12 protein-coding genes are annotated in these 16559 nt (G+C 35.8%); 9 read left to right on the top strand and 3 right to left on the bottom strand.

Going from position 1 to position 16559, the window contains the following annotated elements:
- Positions 1 to 459: 459 nt before the first annotated feature.
- The 3 genes from JJN14_RS07450 to JJN14_RS07440 all read left to right on the top strand — a co-directional run bounded on the left by JJN14_RS07450 (position 460) and on the right by JJN14_RS07440 (position 9046).
- Positions 460 to 6954, top strand: a complete 6495-nt coding sequence (locus tag JJN14_RS07450; protein ID WP_201058302.1) for a S8 family serine peptidase — start codon at positions 460 to 462, stop codon at positions 6952 to 6954.
- 611 nt (positions 6955 to 7565) lie between these two features.
- Positions 7566 to 8477 carry a DUF6287 domain-containing protein gene (locus tag JJN14_RS07445; RefSeq protein ID WP_185760943.1) on the top strand — a complete coding sequence of 304 codons (912 nt, stop codon included), beginning with the start codon at positions 7566 to 7568 and terminating at the stop codon, positions 8475 to 8477.
- A gap of 251 nt (positions 8478 to 8728) precedes the next feature.
- Positions 8729 to 9046 carry a hypothetical protein gene (locus tag JJN14_RS07440; RefSeq protein ID WP_070842676.1) on the top strand — a complete coding sequence of 106 codons (318 nt, stop codon included), beginning with the start codon at positions 8729 to 8731 and terminating at the stop codon, positions 9044 to 9046.
- Between the two features lie 31 nt (positions 9047 to 9077).
- Here JJN14_RS07440 and JJN14_RS07435 read toward each other — a convergent pair whose 3' ends face one another.
- A complete protein-coding gene (locus JJN14_RS07435) occupies positions 9078 to 10955 on the bottom strand; it encodes an N-acetylmuramoyl-L-alanine amidase (protein WP_201058301.1) in 1878 nt (625 codons plus the stop codon).
- A 51-nt stretch (positions 10956 to 11006) separates the two neighbouring features.
- Positions 11007 to 11915: a LysR family transcriptional regulator gene (locus JJN14_RS07430; RefSeq protein WP_084926873.1), complete on the bottom strand. Its 909-nt coding sequence runs from the start codon at positions 11913 to 11915 to the stop codon at positions 11007 to 11009.
- Positions 11916 to 11978: 63 nt separating this feature from the next.
- Here JJN14_RS07430 and JJN14_RS07425 point away from each other — a divergent pair, with 63 nt between their 5' ends.
- The 4 genes from JJN14_RS07425 to JJN14_RS07410 all read left to right on the top strand — a co-directional run bounded on the left by JJN14_RS07425 (position 11979) and on the right by JJN14_RS07410 (position 13412).
- Complete coding sequence (locus tag JJN14_RS07425; protein WP_020901947.1) at positions 11979 to 12248, top strand: YqgQ family protein; 270 nt, start codon at positions 11979 to 11981, stop codon at positions 12246 to 12248.
- Positions 12248 to 12628, top strand: coding sequence for a rhodanese-like domain-containing protein (locus tag JJN14_RS07420; protein ID WP_201058300.1), 381 nt, complete (start codon positions 12248 to 12250; stop codon positions 12626 to 12628). Before JJN14_RS07425 ends, JJN14_RS07420 begins: the two co-directional genes overlap by 1 nt.
- A gap of 163 nt (positions 12629 to 12791) precedes the next feature.
- A complete protein-coding gene (locus JJN14_RS07415; protein WP_049492311.1) occupies positions 12792 to 13019 on the top strand; it encodes a hypothetical protein in 228 nt (75 codons plus the stop codon).
- A gap of 165 nt (positions 13020 to 13184) precedes the next feature.
- Entirely contained in the window at positions 13185 to 13412 is a 228-nt protein-coding gene (locus JJN14_RS07410; protein ID WP_201058299.1) for a DUF4190 domain-containing protein, read from the top strand.
- Positions 13413 to 13451: 39 nt separating this feature from the next.
- Here the strand turns inward: JJN14_RS07410 and JJN14_RS07405 are convergent, their stop codons facing one another.
- Positions 13452 to 14177, bottom strand: a complete 726-nt coding sequence (locus JJN14_RS07405; RefSeq protein ID WP_201058298.1) for a 16S rRNA pseudouridine(516) synthase — start codon at positions 14175 to 14177, stop codon at positions 13452 to 13454.
- Positions 14178 to 14338: 161 nt separating this feature from the next.
- Here JJN14_RS07405 and typA point away from each other — a divergent pair, with 161 nt between their 5' ends.
- Both typA and JJN14_RS07395 read left to right on the top strand, forming a co-directional pair.
- The gene (typA, locus tag JJN14_RS07400) at positions 14339 to 16180 is read left to right on the top strand and encodes a translational GTPase TypA (RefSeq protein WP_000164111.1); all 1842 of its coding nucleotides are present in this window, start codon (positions 14339 to 14341) and stop codon (positions 16178 to 16180) included.
- A gap of 19 nt (positions 16181 to 16199) precedes the next feature.
- Complete coding sequence (locus JJN14_RS07395) at positions 16200 to 16454, top strand: DUF3165 family protein (RefSeq protein ID WP_000262657.1); 255 nt, start codon at positions 16200 to 16202, stop codon at positions 16452 to 16454.
- Positions 16455 to 16559: the final 105 nt, after the last annotated feature.

Below are 16559 nucleotides of genomic sequence, written 5' to 3'. Positions count from 1 at the left end.
CTCGTAAAGTCTGGCTCCTAGGTGAATAAATGATCGAATATCTGAAAGATTTATATATAGAAAATAACCGTTAAGCCTTTTTCTTAGCGGTTATTTCTATTATTTAATAGCATTGATATTTCATCAATTATGTCTGTCTCTGTGATTCTGGTAGAGGTTCAACTTGATTGTTACTATTTTTAATGGTGTGAATATGCTTATAATGTACCCCAGTTAAGTACGAAACTTTTTGACTCAATCTTATTTTTAACATGTGTTAAAAAAATAATTAACCCATATTAATTTTTCTTGACTTAAATTTTTTAAATTGATATACTATTTTTCAGAGAGCTAACAATTATATATAAATGTACTACTCTATTTCCTAGATAACACTTAGTAAAACTTTTTATAACAAAGGCTAGCAAAGTTAAAGTTTTTCTATCTATTGGAAGTTAAATAAATATGTAAGGAATTAAAATGAAAAAAAGTACAGTATTGTCACTAACCACAGCTGCAGTTATTTTAGCAGCATATGTCCCTAATGAGGTAGTTTTAGCAGACACATCTAGCTCTGAAGATGCTTTAAATATCTCTGATAAAGAAAAAGTAGTAGTAGGTAAACAAAACGAAAACAAAGAAAAACATGAAGATATTCATAATGCTATAGAAACTTCAAAGGATATTGAAGAGAAGAAAACAACAGTTATTGAAGAAAAAGAAGTTGTTAGTAAGGATTCTGTGATAGATAATAAAACTAACAATGAAAAAGTAACAATCAAAAAAGAAGATTCCAATCAATACAAAGGAGATAATGCAGACTCGGCTGCAAGTAAAGATACGGAAAGTCCCAAAAAAGAAGATAGACTTGTCTATATTGCTGAATTTAAAGATAAAGAATCTGGAGAAAAAGCAGTCAAGGAACTATCCAATCTTAAGAATACAAAAGTTTTATATACTTATGATAGAATTTTTAACGGTAGCGCTATTGAAACAACCAAAGATACTCTGGATAAAATTAAACTAATAGAAGGTATTTCATCGGTTGAAAGGTCACAAAAAGTCCAACCTATGATGAATCATGCTAGAAAGGAAATTGGAGTTGAAGAGGCAATCGATTACCTAAAATCTATCAATGCACCATTTGGTAAAAATTTTGATGGTAGAGGTATGGTCATTTCAAACATCGATACTGGGACTGATTATAGACATAAAGCTATGAGAATCGATGATGATGCCAAAGGCTCAATGAGATTTAAAAAAGAAGACTTAAAAGGTACTGATAAAAATTTCTGGTTGAGTGATAAAATTCCTCATGCTTTCAATTATTATAATGGTGGTAAAATCACTGTAGAAAAAGCTGATGATGGAAGCGATTATTTTGATCCACATGGGATGCATATTGCTGGGATTCTTGCGGGAAATGATACTGAAAAAGATATCAAAAACTTTAACGGAATAGATGGAATTGCGCCTAATGCACAAATTTTCTCTTATAAAATGTACTCAGACGCTGGATCTGGATTCGCAGGAGATGAAACAATGTTTCATGCTATTGAAGACTCGATCAAACACAATGTCGATGTTGTTTCAGTATCGTCTGGCTTTACAGGAACAGGTCTTGTAGGTGAGAAATATTGGCAAGCTATTAGAGCGTTAAGAAAAGCAGGCATTCCAATGGTGGTAGCTACAGGTAACTATGCGACTTCTGCTTCAAGTTCTTCATGGGATTTAGTGGCAAATAATAATCTGAAAATGACAGATACAGGGAATGTGACAAGAACTGCAGCACATGAAGATGCGATAGCAGTTGCTTCTGCTAAAAATCAGACAGTTGAGTTTGACAAAGTTAAGATTGGAGGAGAAAGTTTTAAATACAGAAATATAGGGGCCTTTTTCGATAAGAATAAAATCATAACAAACGAAGATGGTTCAAAAGCTCCTAGTAAATTGAAATTTGTATATATAGGTAAAGGTCAAGACCAAGATTTGATAGGTTTGGATCTTAAGGGCAAAATTGCAGTAATGGATAGAATTTATACAAAGGATTTAAAAAATGCTTTTAAACGAGCAACGGATAAGGGCGCACGCGCCATTATGGTTGTAAATACTGTAAATTACTACAATAGAGATAATTGGACAGAGCTCCCAGCTATGGGATATGAGGAGGATGAAGGAACTACTAGTCAAGTTTTCTCAATTTCAGGAGATGATGGTGTAAAGCTATGGAACATGATTAACCCTGATAAAAAAACTAAAGTCAAAAGAAATAATAAAGAAGATTTTAAAGATAAATTGGAGCAATACTATCCAATTGATATGGCAAGCTATAATTCTAATAAACCGAATGTAGGTGATGAAAAAGAAATTGACTTTAAGTTTGCACCTGACACCGACAAAGAACTTTATAAAGAAGATATCATAGTTCCAGCAGGGTCCACATCTTGGGGACCGAGAACAGATTTACTTTTAAAACCGGATGTCTCAGCACCCGGTAAAAATATTAAATCCACTCTCAATGTCATTAATGGGAAATCAACTTATGGCTATATGTCAGGAACTAGTATGGCAACTCCAATCGTGGCAGCTTCTACTGTTTTGATTAGACCAAAGTTAAAGGAAATGCTTGAAAGACCTGTATTGAAAAATCTTAAGGGAGATGACAAAATAGATCTTACAAGTCTTACAAAAATAGCCCTACAAAATACTGCACGTCCTATGATGGATGCGACTTCTTGGAAAGAAAAAAGTCAATACTTTGCATCACCTAGACAACAGGGGGCAGGGCTAATTAATGTTGCCAATGCTTTGAGAAATGAAGTCGTAGCAACTTTCAAAAACACGGATTCTAAAGGTTTGGTAAACTCTTATGGTTCTATTTCTCTTAAAGAAATAAAAGGAGATAAAAAATATTTTACAATTAAGCTTCACAATACATCAAACAGACCTTTGACCTTTAAAGTTTCAGCATCTGCTATAACTACAGATGCTCTAACTGACAGACTCAAACTGGATGAAACATACAAAGATGAAAAATCTCCAGATGGGAAGCAAATTGTTCCAGAAATCCACCCAGAAAAGATCAAAGGAGCAAATATTACATTTGAGCATGACACTTTCACTATAGGCCCAAATTCTAGCTTTGATTTAAATGCGGTTATAAATGTTGGAGAGGCTAAAAACAAAAATAAATTTGTAGAATCATTTATTCATTTTGAGTCAGTGGAAGAAATGGAAGCTCTAAACTCCAATGGGAAGAAAACAAATTTCCAACCTTCTTTATCGATGCCTCTAATGGGATTTGCTGGGAATTGGAACCACGAACCAATCCTTGATAAATGGGCCTGGGAAGAAGGTTCAAAATCAAAAACAATGGAAGGTTATGATGATGATGGTAAACCAAAAATTCCAGGAACCTTAAATAAGGGGATTGGTGGAGAACATGGTATAGATAAATTTAATCCAGCAGGAGTTATACAAAATAGAAAAGATAAAAATACAACATCCCTAGATCAAAATCCAGAATTATTTGCTTTCAATAACGAAGGAATCTACGCACCATCATCAAGTGGTTCTAAGATTGCTAAAATTTATCCTTTAGATTCAAATGGAAATCCTCAAGATGCGCAGCTTGAGAGAGGATTAACACCTTCTCCACTTGTATTAAGAAGTGCAGAAGAAGGATTGATTTCAATAGTAAATACAAATAAAGAGGGAGAAAATCAAATCGACTTAAAAGTCATTTCGAGAGAACACTTTATTAAAGGAATTTTAAACTCAAAAAGAAATGATGCAAAGGGAATCAAATCTTCTAAACTAAAAGTTTGGGGTGACTTGAAGTGGGATGGACTCATCTATAACCCTAGAGGTAAAGAAGAAAATGCACCAGAAAGCAAGGATACCAAAGATCCTGCTACTAAGATAAGAGGACAATTTGAACCGATTGCGGAAGGCCAATATTTCTATAAATTTAAATATAGGTTAACTAAAGATTACCCATGGCAGGTTTCCTATATTCCTGTAAAAATTGATAACACAGCCCCTAAGATTGTTTCGATTGATTTTTCAAATCCTGAAAAAATTAAGCTGATCACAAAGGATACTTATCACAAGGTCAAAGAGCAATACAAGAATGAAACTTTATTTGCGAGAGATCAGAAAGAACATCCTGAAAAATTTGACGAAATTGCCAACGAAGTTTGGTATGCAGGAGCCGCTATTGTTAATGAAGATGGAGATGTTGAGAAAAATCTTGAAGTAACTTATGCAGGTGAGGGTCAAGGAAGAAATAGGAAACTTGACAAAGACGGAAATACCATTTATGAAATTAAAGGTGCAGGAGATTTAAGAGGAAAAATCATTGAAGTCATTGCACTAGATGGCTCTAGCAATTTCACAAAGATTCATAGAATTAAATTTGCTGATCATGCTGATGAAAAAGGGATGATTTCCTATTATCTAGTAGATCCTGATCAGGATTCTTCTAAATATCAAAAGCTTGGAGAGATTTCCGAATCTAAATTTAAAAATTTAGAAAATAGAAAAGAGGATAGTCTTAAAAAAGATACAACTGAAGTAGAACATCATCAAGAAAGTGAAGAGGCTACCGAAGAAAAATCTAGCTTTACTATTCATAAAACTATTTCAACAATTAGAGACTTTGAAAGCAAAGATTTAAAGAAACTGATTAAAAAGAAATTTAGAGAAGTTGATGATTTTACAAGTGAAACTGGTAAGAGAATAGAGGAATACGATTATAAATACGATGATAAGGGAAATATCATTGCTTATGACGATGGTAGTGCCTTACAATATGAAACTGAAAAACTTGACGAAATCAAATCAAAAATTTATGGTGTTCTAAGCCCGTCTAAAGATGGACACTTTGAAATTCTTGGAAAGATAAGTAATGTTTCTAAAAATGCCAAGGTATATTATGGCAATAACTATAAATCTATAGAAATCAAAACGACCAAGTATGATTCATATTCAAAAACGATGACATTTGATTTATACGCTAATATTAATGATATTGTGGATGGATTAGCTTTTGCAGGAGATATGAGATTCTTTGTTAAAGATGATGATCAGATAAAAGCTGAAACGAAGATTAGAATGCCTGAAAAAAATAAGGAAACTAAAACAGAATATCCCTATGCATCAAGTTATGGGAATATAATAGAATTAGGAGAAGGAGATCTTTCAAAAAACAAACCAAACAATTTAACGGACATGGAATCTGGTAAAATCTATTCTGATTCAGAAAAACAACAATATCTATTAAAGGATAACATCATTTTAAGAAAAGGCTATGCACTAAAAGTGACTACCTATAATCCTGGAAAAACGGATATGTTAGAAGGAAATGGAGTTTATAGCCAGGAAGATATAGCAAAAATACAAAAGGCCAATCCTAATCTAAGAGTCTTATCAGAAAAAATAATTTATGCTGATAGTAGAAATGTTGAAGATGGAAGAAGTACTCAATCCGTATTAATGTCGGCTTTGGACGGCTTTAACATTGTAAGGTATCAAGTGTTTACCTTTAAAATGAATGATAAAGGGGAAGCAATCGATAAAGATGGAAATCTTGTGACAGATTCTTCTAAACTTGTATTATTTGGTAAGGATGGTAAAGAGTACACAGGAGAGGATAGGTCCAATGTAGAAGCTATAAAAGAAGATGGCTCTACGTTATTTATTGATGCAAAACCAGTAAATCTTTCAATGGACAAGAACTACTTTAATCCATCTAAATCTAATAAAATTTATGTACGAAATCCAGAATTTTATTTAAGAGGTAAGATTTCTGATAAGGGTGGTTTTAACTGGGAGTTGAGAGTTAATGAATCGGTTGTAGATAATTATTTAATCTATGGAGATTTACACATTGATAACACTAGAGATTTTAACATTAAGCTTAATGTTAAAGATGGTGACATCATGGACTGGGGGATGAAAGACTATAAAGCAAACGGATTCCCAGATAAGGTAACTGATATGGATGGAAACGTTTATCTTCAAACTGGCTATAGTGATTTGAATGCGAAAGCGGTTGGAGTACACTATCAATTTTTATATGATAATGTAAAACCTGAAGTAAGCATTGATCCTAAGGGAAATACTAGTATCGAATATGCTAATGGAAAATCTGTAGTCTTTAATATCAATGATAAAAGAAATAATGGATTCGATGGTGAGATTCAAGAACAACATATTTATGTAAATGGAAAAGAATACAAAACATTTGCTGATATTAAACAAATAGCAGATAAGACACTAAACATTAAGATCGTTGTAAAAGATTTTGCAAGAAATACAACCGTAAAAGAATTCATTTTAAACAAAGATACGGGAGAAGTAAGTGAATTAAAACCTCAGATGGTAACTGTGACCATTCAAAATGGAAAAGAAATGAGTTCAACGATAGTGTCGGAAGAAGATTTCATTTTACCTGTCTATAAGGGGGAATTAGAAAAAGGCTATCAATTTGATGGTTGGGAAATTTCTGGTTTCGAAGGAAAAAAAGACACTGGCTATGTTCTTAATCTATCAAAAGATACCCTTATAAAACCTGTATTCAAGAAAATAGAGGAGAAAAAGGAGGAGGAAAATAAACCTACTTTTGATGTATCCAAAAAGAAAGACAACACACAGGCAAATCCTAGTCAATTAAATCAAAGTCATAGAAAAGAGGACTTACAAAGAGCAAATCATTCACAAAAATCTGATTCAACTAAGGATATTACAGCTACAGTTCTTAATAAACACTTTGAAACTAAGAAAGAAGTCTATCTTAATGAACAAGAGAATATAGCTAATAAACATACTAACATTGATAGTAAGTCGGATACTAACCATTCTGATAAGTTGCCAAAAACCGGAACAGTTAGAGCAGTTCTTACACCATTCATTGCTGGAATGTTGTTTATAGTAGGAGCGCTTCTTGGATTGAAGAAAAAAGATCAAGATTAAGATTAAGACAAAAGGTATGGATGAAAAAATGGTTTATGTGTTGAGATTAGATAGTGTGATTGTTAAACAGTTTGCTGACAATTACTATTTAATACTTAATTCTTAAGTTTACATTGATAATTATACACTTTTAGAATGTATTAATGGACTTCATTTAGATAACAAAAAATCTTCTTATTACAGATAGGAAGATTTTTTGGATTTTACCAATTTCATAAAATACAGTATCGAACTATATATTAAAAACTGTGCTTTTACAATTGTAGTAAAAACTCAAGATTTATTTGATGAAGTACAGGCTATATGAAATATGATAAGTAAATATGCCTATTAGATTTTTTATAAACATAATATAAGTGAATAATATGAAAGGATAGCTCCTTTTCATTATCATAGTTAGACTATAAAAATATATAAAATTCTTAAAAATTATGGTATAATTTATGTTAATAAATTCGATATAGAGTTTAATGGATGATTCTATTGCTGCCAATATTTAAGGGTTAGTTGATTGGTTTTCTTTTGAAAATCCATCCATTCATGGATACTGACAAATCTTACGAATTTGTTTAAGATATAGGTGAAATATAGTGAAAAATGGGAGGAATACTATGACTAAGAAACATTTTGAAGAGAGAAATGGTCCGAAATCAACTGTATCGAAGGTAGTGAAAGGAACTTCTCCATCTAAGATTAGGGGCAAGTTTTTTAAAATAAAAGTCTATATTGGCATTGCCATTAGTCTCTTGGTCGTTGCAATCCTAGCAAGCCTCTTCTTATTCTCACCTAACGCAAAGAAAGAGTCAAATGAAGCCATTTCTTCAGTTGCTAAAAAAGAGAACACAAGTAAAGAAGCGATAGATACTTCGAAAGCGTCTGAGAATGAGAAGAAGAAAGAAGAGGAGATTCAAAAACTCAAGGAACAGCTAACCAGTTTAGATAGCAAGGTCTCTGAGTCAGAGAAGGTAGTTAGCAAGCTAAAAGAAGAAACTGCAGTTCCGAAACTGGATATTGAAGCATTAAGAAATAATGATTTATCTAGTTTGAAAGGCACATGGCGTACACCGTCGGGCAATGAATATGTCATTAATGAGTCTGGTGAAATTTATATAACTAGCTTTAGAGATGGTCAAAAATTTGAATATACTGTTGAATTGGACAATAGTTACTCTCATCTGAAAAATCGAAGTTCAGATTCCAACTTTAAAGAAGTTGAAAGTCTAAGTGCACACACTAAAGGTTCTGTCGCAGGAGGATTTGTGGTAGTTGCCGTACCAAGTGGAGTTGTCATGCAACCTGGTGATGATGGAAAACTGACAGATAAAAGCAATCATGACGAGGAGAGACTGTTTGCAGGACAGCAGTATGAAGCGATGTTGTCGAGACCAGAAGATGTTTATTATCGTGTAAAACCAGATACTAGTAAACTTGAGGAAGAGGAGAAGAATTTAGCTCAACTACAGGCTGAACGCGAAGCAATCAAAACTTCTCTAGAATCTAAGGAAAAGAAAAATAATAACTAGAAAAAACTAGTTTAGAATCTAACTTTCGATTGTTTTAGTTCAGAAATACTGTTGCAATCGCTAGAATGAAGAAGCTCATTAGGGCTTCTTTTCTTTTATCTTAACACTTCAACCACTTAGACTGATATAGAGACCAGATAGGCAAAAGAACTTGTTCTTGAAACTGACCTCTGCTATAATGATTTTTGTAAGGGACGTGAGGCGTCACTATCAGATAACTCAAGTTCATAAAAAAGCAATTGGAGATAAAAATGAAAAAATTATTAGGTATTGGATTCTTGCTAGTTTCAGCTTTGGTTTTGTATTTTGGTTCTGTTGGATGGCCAAGTTTGGATGTCAACCTATGGTCACTGATTCCGGTAGGACTGTTCCTCTTTTTCACTCTAGAGAATTTTTTGAAAAAAGACTACAAGGCTAGTCTGATGTGTTTAATTATTGCTTTTATCATTGCAAATGCAATTTTAGACCTTTTGCCAATTTCAAGTGGCTTGGTAATTGGAGCGGGCGTACTAGCTTGCATTGGTATTGGATACCTCTTTCCTGATAAAGATACACAAGAAGACAAATAGAAAAGGCCTCGAGGTTTCTCGAGACCCTTTTTTACTTACCAGCGTAATATTTTTGAATTCCTTTCACGATACCTGCTACAAGCTTATCTTGATAGTGGCTATCTCGAATCTGTTGATTTTCAGCGAAATTATCTATATAACCAAGCTCTAGGAGGACGGCTGGTTTAGCAGTTTCTCGAAGAACGGCAAAGCTTCTTTCCAATAAACCAGCATCTTTAGCACCAGTCTCAGCTAACAATGAAGAGTGGATAGCGGCTGCAAGACGCTTGCTCTCACTCATACGGTCAGGATGGTTATGCCAGTATGGGTTGATTTTACTTGGATAATCAGGATCATCACTATAGGAATAGGTTTGAATTCCACTAGCTCTAGAGTACGCGCTGCCAGTCGCATTGAAGTGAATACTAATAAAGATATCAGAGTTAGTCTTGTTAACCATACGAGAACGCTCTGTAACAAAATCTACATCAATATCACTATCACGTGAAGTAAGAACTTTGTAGCCAAGTTCTTCTAACTTTTTGCGTAATTTACGATACACCTGCATGTTGAGGTCTTTTTCAGCGACATTGTAATAGTATGCACCTGAGTCTCTTCCACCATGTCCTGGATCTAAAAAGATGGTTCTACTGTATTGGCCTTTTACAAAACCAACTTCTTTTGAGACCTCAGAAATCCATTGACCATTTTTGTGGAATAGATGGTCTTTACCGTCAATTTTGTAAGTTCCGGAAACATAATGTCCATTATCATCTAAGTAGTAGCGAGCCTTATAAGTGTCGTCGTAAATCCACTCTTTTTTAGCCATATAACCACCAGCTTTGAGATAGTAAGCTCCAATCCATTCTTTTGATGCATACATTCCACCACGCTTCAAAAAGAACCAGCTGTTATAGTTTTTATCAAATATCCATTCATTATCAGCCATGGCTCCATTGGTTTTTAGATAATAGCTTCCCGACCATTTATCGGCTAACATAGCTCCATCTTGAGCAAAAGAATACCAAGAACCGCTGATTTTTTCCCATTTGTTTTGGACAAATTTTCCAGATGCGTTCGCATAGAACCAGGTATCTTTAATTTTTACCCAGCTATTTTCAGCCATAGCACCACTGTTATTAAATAGGTAGCCCTTAAATGTAGTTGAGCTCAACATGATTCCCTTTTTATCAAAGTAGTACCAAGAACCATTGACTTTCTCCCACTTGTCCTGAGAGATTTTTCCAGAGGATGTGGCATAATACCAATTTTGGTCGATTTTTGCCCAGCCGTTTGTGGCCATAGCTCCACTTTTGGTCAGTAAATAGTTATCAAAAGTTGTATTACTAAGCATGATTCCATCTTTGTCAAAGTAATACCAAGCACCACCAATTTTCTCCCATTTATTCTGAGAAATTTTTCCAGAAGAATTAGCGAAGTACCATTTTCCATTGATAAAGTTCCAACCGTTTTCAGCCATCACTCCATCTTTATTGAAAACATAACCATCAAAGGTTGTATTGCTTAGTCGATGGCCATCTTTATTGAAGTAGTACCACTTTCCTTGGATTTTTTTCCAGTTGGTAACAGGTTTGTTGTGTTCGTAAAAGCGCCAGTTATTATTTTCTTCCTGCCAACCTTCTTTGACTTTTTCAACTTTTTCTTCTTTTTTTACTTCAGACTTCTTCTCTTCTGTAGCAGGATTTTTTTTCTCTATTTTTTCTTCTTTATCATCAATTTTAGAAGAATTGTCTGTTTTTTCGACCTTCTCTTTCGATTTTTCTTGGTTTTCGATTTTTGAAGTACTTGAATGAGGAATTGTTACATTTTCTCGTACTGACTCTGCTTTATTTTCTTGAGCTTGGGCAGTTGTTTGAGTGTATCCTAAAATAGATAAGGCAACTGCACTAGCAAGTAAAACCTTTTTCATATTAAACTCCTTTTGTTTTTTTGCTTATTATAATAAAATCTTGCTGATTTCTCAACTATCAAACTGAACTTCTTCTAGTAGATAGTCTATAAAGCGTTCGCCCATCTTAGATAGGCTGGTTTTTTCATGCTGGATATAGACCAGCTCAATGGGGTCGTCAATGTCCAGAGGGATGGAAACGATATTGTCTCCATTGAGATTACTGTTCAAAATCCCTGTCGCAATGGTATAACCATCCAAACCAATCAAGAGATTAAAGAGGGTAGCACGGTCGCTGACTACGATAGATTTTTTGTGGTATTCCTGCGAGAGAATCTCTTCTGAAAAGTAGAAGGAGTTATGAGTTCCTTGGTCATAGCTGAGGTAAGGGAAGTTTTCTAAATCAGACAGTTTGACCTTATCTTTCTTTGCTAGAGGGTTGGTCTTGCTGACAAAGATATGAGGCTGAGCTGTAAAGAGATGGTGAGCTAGCAGGTGGTTGTCATCCAGCATTTTGGTTAAAACATCACGGTTGTAGCTGTTTAGGAAGAGGACACCGACCTCACTACGGAAATTCTTGACGTCGTCAATAATCTCCCAAGTACGAGTTTCACGAAGGAAGAGCTCGTATTTCTCCATATCACTTTTCTTGAGCAGAGAGACAAAGGCATTGACCACAAAGGCATAGTGCTGGGAGGAAACGCTAAAAAGTTCGCGGTGGGCGACAGGATTTTTATAGCGTTCCTCCAGAAGTTGAGTTTGCTCGACAACCTGACGGGCATAGGAGAGAAACTCCATCCCATCACGGGTCAAGGTGATACCCTTGGGATTGCGGATAAAGATTTCAATGCCCATTTCATTTTCCAAATCTCTCACAGCATTGGAAAGACTCGGTTGAGTGATAAAGAGTTGCTTGGCTGCCTCATTCATGGAGCCAGTTTCGACGATTTTGATAATATAATGTAATTGTTGAATTCTCATGTTTTTATTGTACCACACTTGCGTCAGAATCGCCAAAGAAGATAGGAAAATCAGGGGTATTGTGTGATTCTCTTCTTGAAAAAAACACAAAATTTTGCTAGAATGAGTCTTATGAAAACATTCTATGATGTGCAGCAATTCCTCAAACGATTTGGTATTATTGTTTATATGGGAAAACGCTTATATGATATTGAGCTGATGAAGCTGGAACTCTCTCGAATTTACGATGCAGGGTTGATGGACAAATTAGACTATCTAGAAGCAGAAGCAGTTCTTCGCAGAGAGCACAAGGTAGAATTGGATTATATTGAGAAAAATGGAGAGAAGAACTAATGGTTACTTGGATTTTGTGGGCACTTATACTAGCAATGTTGGCATGGATGGGCTTTAACTATCTCCGTATTCGTCGTGCGGCTAAAATCGTGGACAATGAGGAATTTGCAGCCTTGATTCGTACGGGTCAATTGATTGATTTGCGCGACCCAGCTGAATTCCACAGAAAACATATCCTTGGTGCCCGAAATATTCCTTCAAGCCAGTTGAAGACTAGTCTTGCAGCCCTTCGTAAAGATAAACCTGTCCTTCTTTACGAAAACCAACGTGCGCAACGTGTCACAAATGCAGCACTCTATCTGAAAAAGCAAGGTTTCTCTGAGATTTATATCCTTTCTTATGGATTGGATTCTTGGAATGGAAAAGTGAAGACTAATTAACATAAGCTAAATTCTCAAACTAAGTTCCGATTTGGGTAGACAAGTGGACGTTTCTTTGAGAGAATGCTATGATTAATATGATGAAAAAACGTATAGTATTATATAGACAAAACCTATTTCTTTTGATATAATTTAGTGGTAATAATTTTAGGAGTTTTATAATATGAAAGAAAAGAAGAAGTCTTCCCTTGTTTTAGGTATCCTATCTATCGTTCTTGGTTTGCTATCTCCAATCGTGGGTCTTGTTTTGGGGATCATTGGTCTAGTCTTGGCTAATTCACATCAAAAAGAATCTGAATTAGACTATAAAACAGAACGAATTCTAAATATCGTAGGAATTGTAGTTTCTGTAATTAACTGGGTTGCAGGACTCCTCTTAATGATGCACTAATCAGGATTCTAACAAAAAAAGCTTTATTTTTAAAAGCTTTTTTGTTTTATCCACTCTTCTCGGTTCAAGAACCGGATAATATAGTGCTAACATTTTTCACCCAATTGATAAAGCCGATTTTTATGGTATTATTCATTTGTGTTTAGTTTAAGGAGTTTTTAGAAAATGCAAGAAAAGAAAAAAAATCCACTTTTTGTGGGTATTCTGTCTATTGTTATGAGTTTATTATTTGCTTTGGGAGGTATTCTTTTAGGTATCGCCGGTATCTTGTATGCTAACGAACTTCAAAAAGAATCTGGACTTGATTATAAAACAGAAAGAATTATAGCTATTGTAGGTATTGTTCTTTCTGCTCTTAACTGGATTGTTGGAATTATCTTACATATGAGTTAAAGAAGATTAAAAAAGCTTTAAACATAAAGCTTTTTTCTTTTATCCACTTTTTTCTAAATAGTTTTTAATGACTTCCAATTCCTCTGGATTCAAGGGGCGGAATTGCCCTTCTGCTAGTTCTGGGTCTAATGTAAAGTCACCGAACTGAACTCGTTTGAGAGAGACAACCTTGACACCAACTGACAGGAACATTTTCTTGACTTGATGAAATTTTCCCTCTGAAATGGTAATAGAGGCTTGACTGAGAGAAGGACTTGCGGATAGAATCTCTAGCCTTGCAGGTTTACAGACAGTGCCATCTAAAAAGACAATTCCTTTTTGAAAGGCTTGGATATGGGCAGGTGACAGGAGGCCATTAACCTCAACTTGGTAGGTCTTATCGACATGGTATTGGGGATGGAGGAGCTGAAAGCCCAAGGGACCGTTGTCGGTCAAGAGGAGGAGTCCAGTCGTATCTCGGTCCAGTCGACCGACGGCATAGAGCTTGTCAGACTGGATGTCAGGCGGAAGGAGGTCCATGACGGTTGGAAGTTTCTTGTCTTTGTTGGCTGTAACGACACCAGCAGGCTTATGAAGCATAAGATAGGTGTGCTCATAGCCTTGAATGATTTGATCCTGAAAAAGGAGTTCCTGTAGTCCTGTATCGATATTTTGGGCTAGGGAGCGGGCTGGGCAACTATCGACTAGAATTTCTCCTTTAAGTAAGGCTTGTTTCATGGCCTTTCGGCTGATTTTTTCTTTGGCTAATAAATTATCTAAACGCATACTGTGCCTATCTTATCATAAGTTGTTTGCTTTGAAAAGGCTTGACGTGAAAAGAAAAGCGGAGTGAAAACATTTACACTTGCTTGAGTTATGTTATTTACTTGAAAATATGGTATAATCGTTCAGTTAGAAAATAAATTTTGAATATTATAGAGGAAATCATGACAAAATTAAGAGAAGATATCCGTAACATTGCGATTATCGCCCACGTTGACCACGGTAAAACAACCCTCGTTGACGAATTATTGAAACAATCAGAAACGCTTGATGCACGTACTGAATTGGCTGAGCGTGCTATGGACTCAAACGATATCGAAAAAGAGCGTGGAATTACTATCCTTGCTAAAAATACAGCCGTTGCCTACAACGGAACACGTATCAACATCATGGACACACCAGGACACGCGGACTTCGGTGGAGAAGTTGAGCGTATCATGAAAATGGTTGACGGTGTTGTCTTGGTCGTAGATGCCTACGAAGGAACCATGCCACAAACTCGTTTCGTATTGAAAAAAGCCTTGGAGCAAGACCTTGTCCCAATCGTGGTTGTTAACAAAATCGATAAACCATCTGCTCGTCCAGCAGAAGTAGTGGACGAAGTCTTGGAACTTTTCATCGAGCTTGGTGCTGATGATGACCAGCTTGATTTCCCAGTGGTGTATGCTTCAGCTATCAACGGAACTTCTTCATTGTCAGATGATCCAGCTGACCAAGAAGCTACTATGGCGCCAATCTTTGACACAATTATCGACCACATCCCAGCTCCAGTAGATAACTCAGATGAGCCTTTGCAATTCCAAGTATCACTTTTGGACTACAATGACTTCGTTGGTCGTATCGGTATTGGTCGTGTCTTCCGTGGTACTGTTAAGGTTGGGGACCAAGTTACCCTTTCTAAACTAGATGGTACAACGAAGAACTTCCGTGTTACAAAACTCTTCGGTTTCTTTGGTTTGGAACGTCGTGAAATCCAAGAAGCTAAAGCAGGTGACTTGATTGCCGTTTCAGGTATGGAAGATATCTTTGTCGGTGAAACCATCACTCCGACAGACGCAGTTGAAGCTCTTCCAATTCTACACATCGATGAGCCAACTCTTCAAATGACTTTCTTGGTAAACAACTCACCATTTGCTGGTAAAGAAGGTAAATGGGTGACTTCTCGTAAAGTAGAAGAGCGCCTTCAAGCTGAATTGCAAACAGACGTTTCCCTTCGTGTTGACCCAACTGATTCACCAGATAAATGGACTGTTTCAGGACGTGGAGAATTGCACTTGTCAATCCTTATCGAAACAATGCGTCGTGAGGGATATGAACTTCAAGTATCTCGTCCAGAAGTTATCGTCAAAGAAATCGACGGCGTTAAATGTGAGCCATTTGAACGTGTTCAAATCGATACTCCAGAAGAATACCAAGGATCTGTTATCCAAAGCCTTTCTGAACGTAAGGGTGAAATGTTGGATATGATTTCAACTGGTAATGGTCAAACTCGTTTGGTCTTCCTTGTTCCAGCGCGTGGTTTGATTGGATACTCAACTGAGTTCTTGTCAATGACTCGTGGTTACGGTATCATGAACCATACTTTCGACCAATACTTACCATTGATTCCAGGGGAAATTGGTGGACGTCACCGTGGTGCCCTTGTTTCTATCGATGCTGGTAAGGCTACAACTTACTCAATCATGTCTATCGAAGAACGTGGAACAATCTTTGTTAACCCAGGTACTGAGGTTTACGAAGGAATGATCATCGGTGAAAACTCTCGTGAAAACGACTTGACAGTTAACATCACTAAGGCTAAACAAATGACCAACGTTCGTTCAGCTACTAAGGACCAAACAGCTGTTATCAAGACACCTCGTATCTTGACACTTGAAGAATCTCTTGAGTTCTTGAACGACGATGAGTACATGGAAGTAACGCCTGAGTCTATCCGTTTGCGTAAACAAATCCTTAACAAGGCAGAGCGCGAGAAAGCTAACAAGAAGAAAAAATCAGCTGAATAAGAGCTAGAAAGAGATAAAGATGGTTTATTTAATCATAGGAATCCTCTTATTACTACTCTATGTATTTGCGACACCAGAAAGTATTAAAGGGACAGTCAATATCGTCCTTGTCGTCTTTGCTTTTGTAGCACTTTTGATTTTATTAATGCTGTCTGTTCTGCAAATCTTTCAGCTACCGACAGAATTCTTCATCGCAATCGCTATGCTCTTCTTAGCATACTTTAGCTTGCGAGATATTACCCTCATGTCGGTCCATAAAAGTAAAAGAAGATAAAAAGAGAGTTTCGGCTCTCTTTTTGCTTGTTAGAATGCCCAATCTGAGCATTTTCATTTAGAATTATTTCCATAAAAATGGTAAAATAGTAAGAGTAGAAATGGA

Source organism: Streptococcus mitis, from assembly GCF_016658865.1.
Classification (GTDB): domain Bacteria; phylum Bacillota; class Bacilli; order Lactobacillales; family Streptococcaceae; genus Streptococcus; species Streptococcus mitis_BT.
The sequence above is the reverse complement of the archived record's forward strand: the minus strand, read 5'-3'. Positions and strand labels throughout refer to the sequence as shown.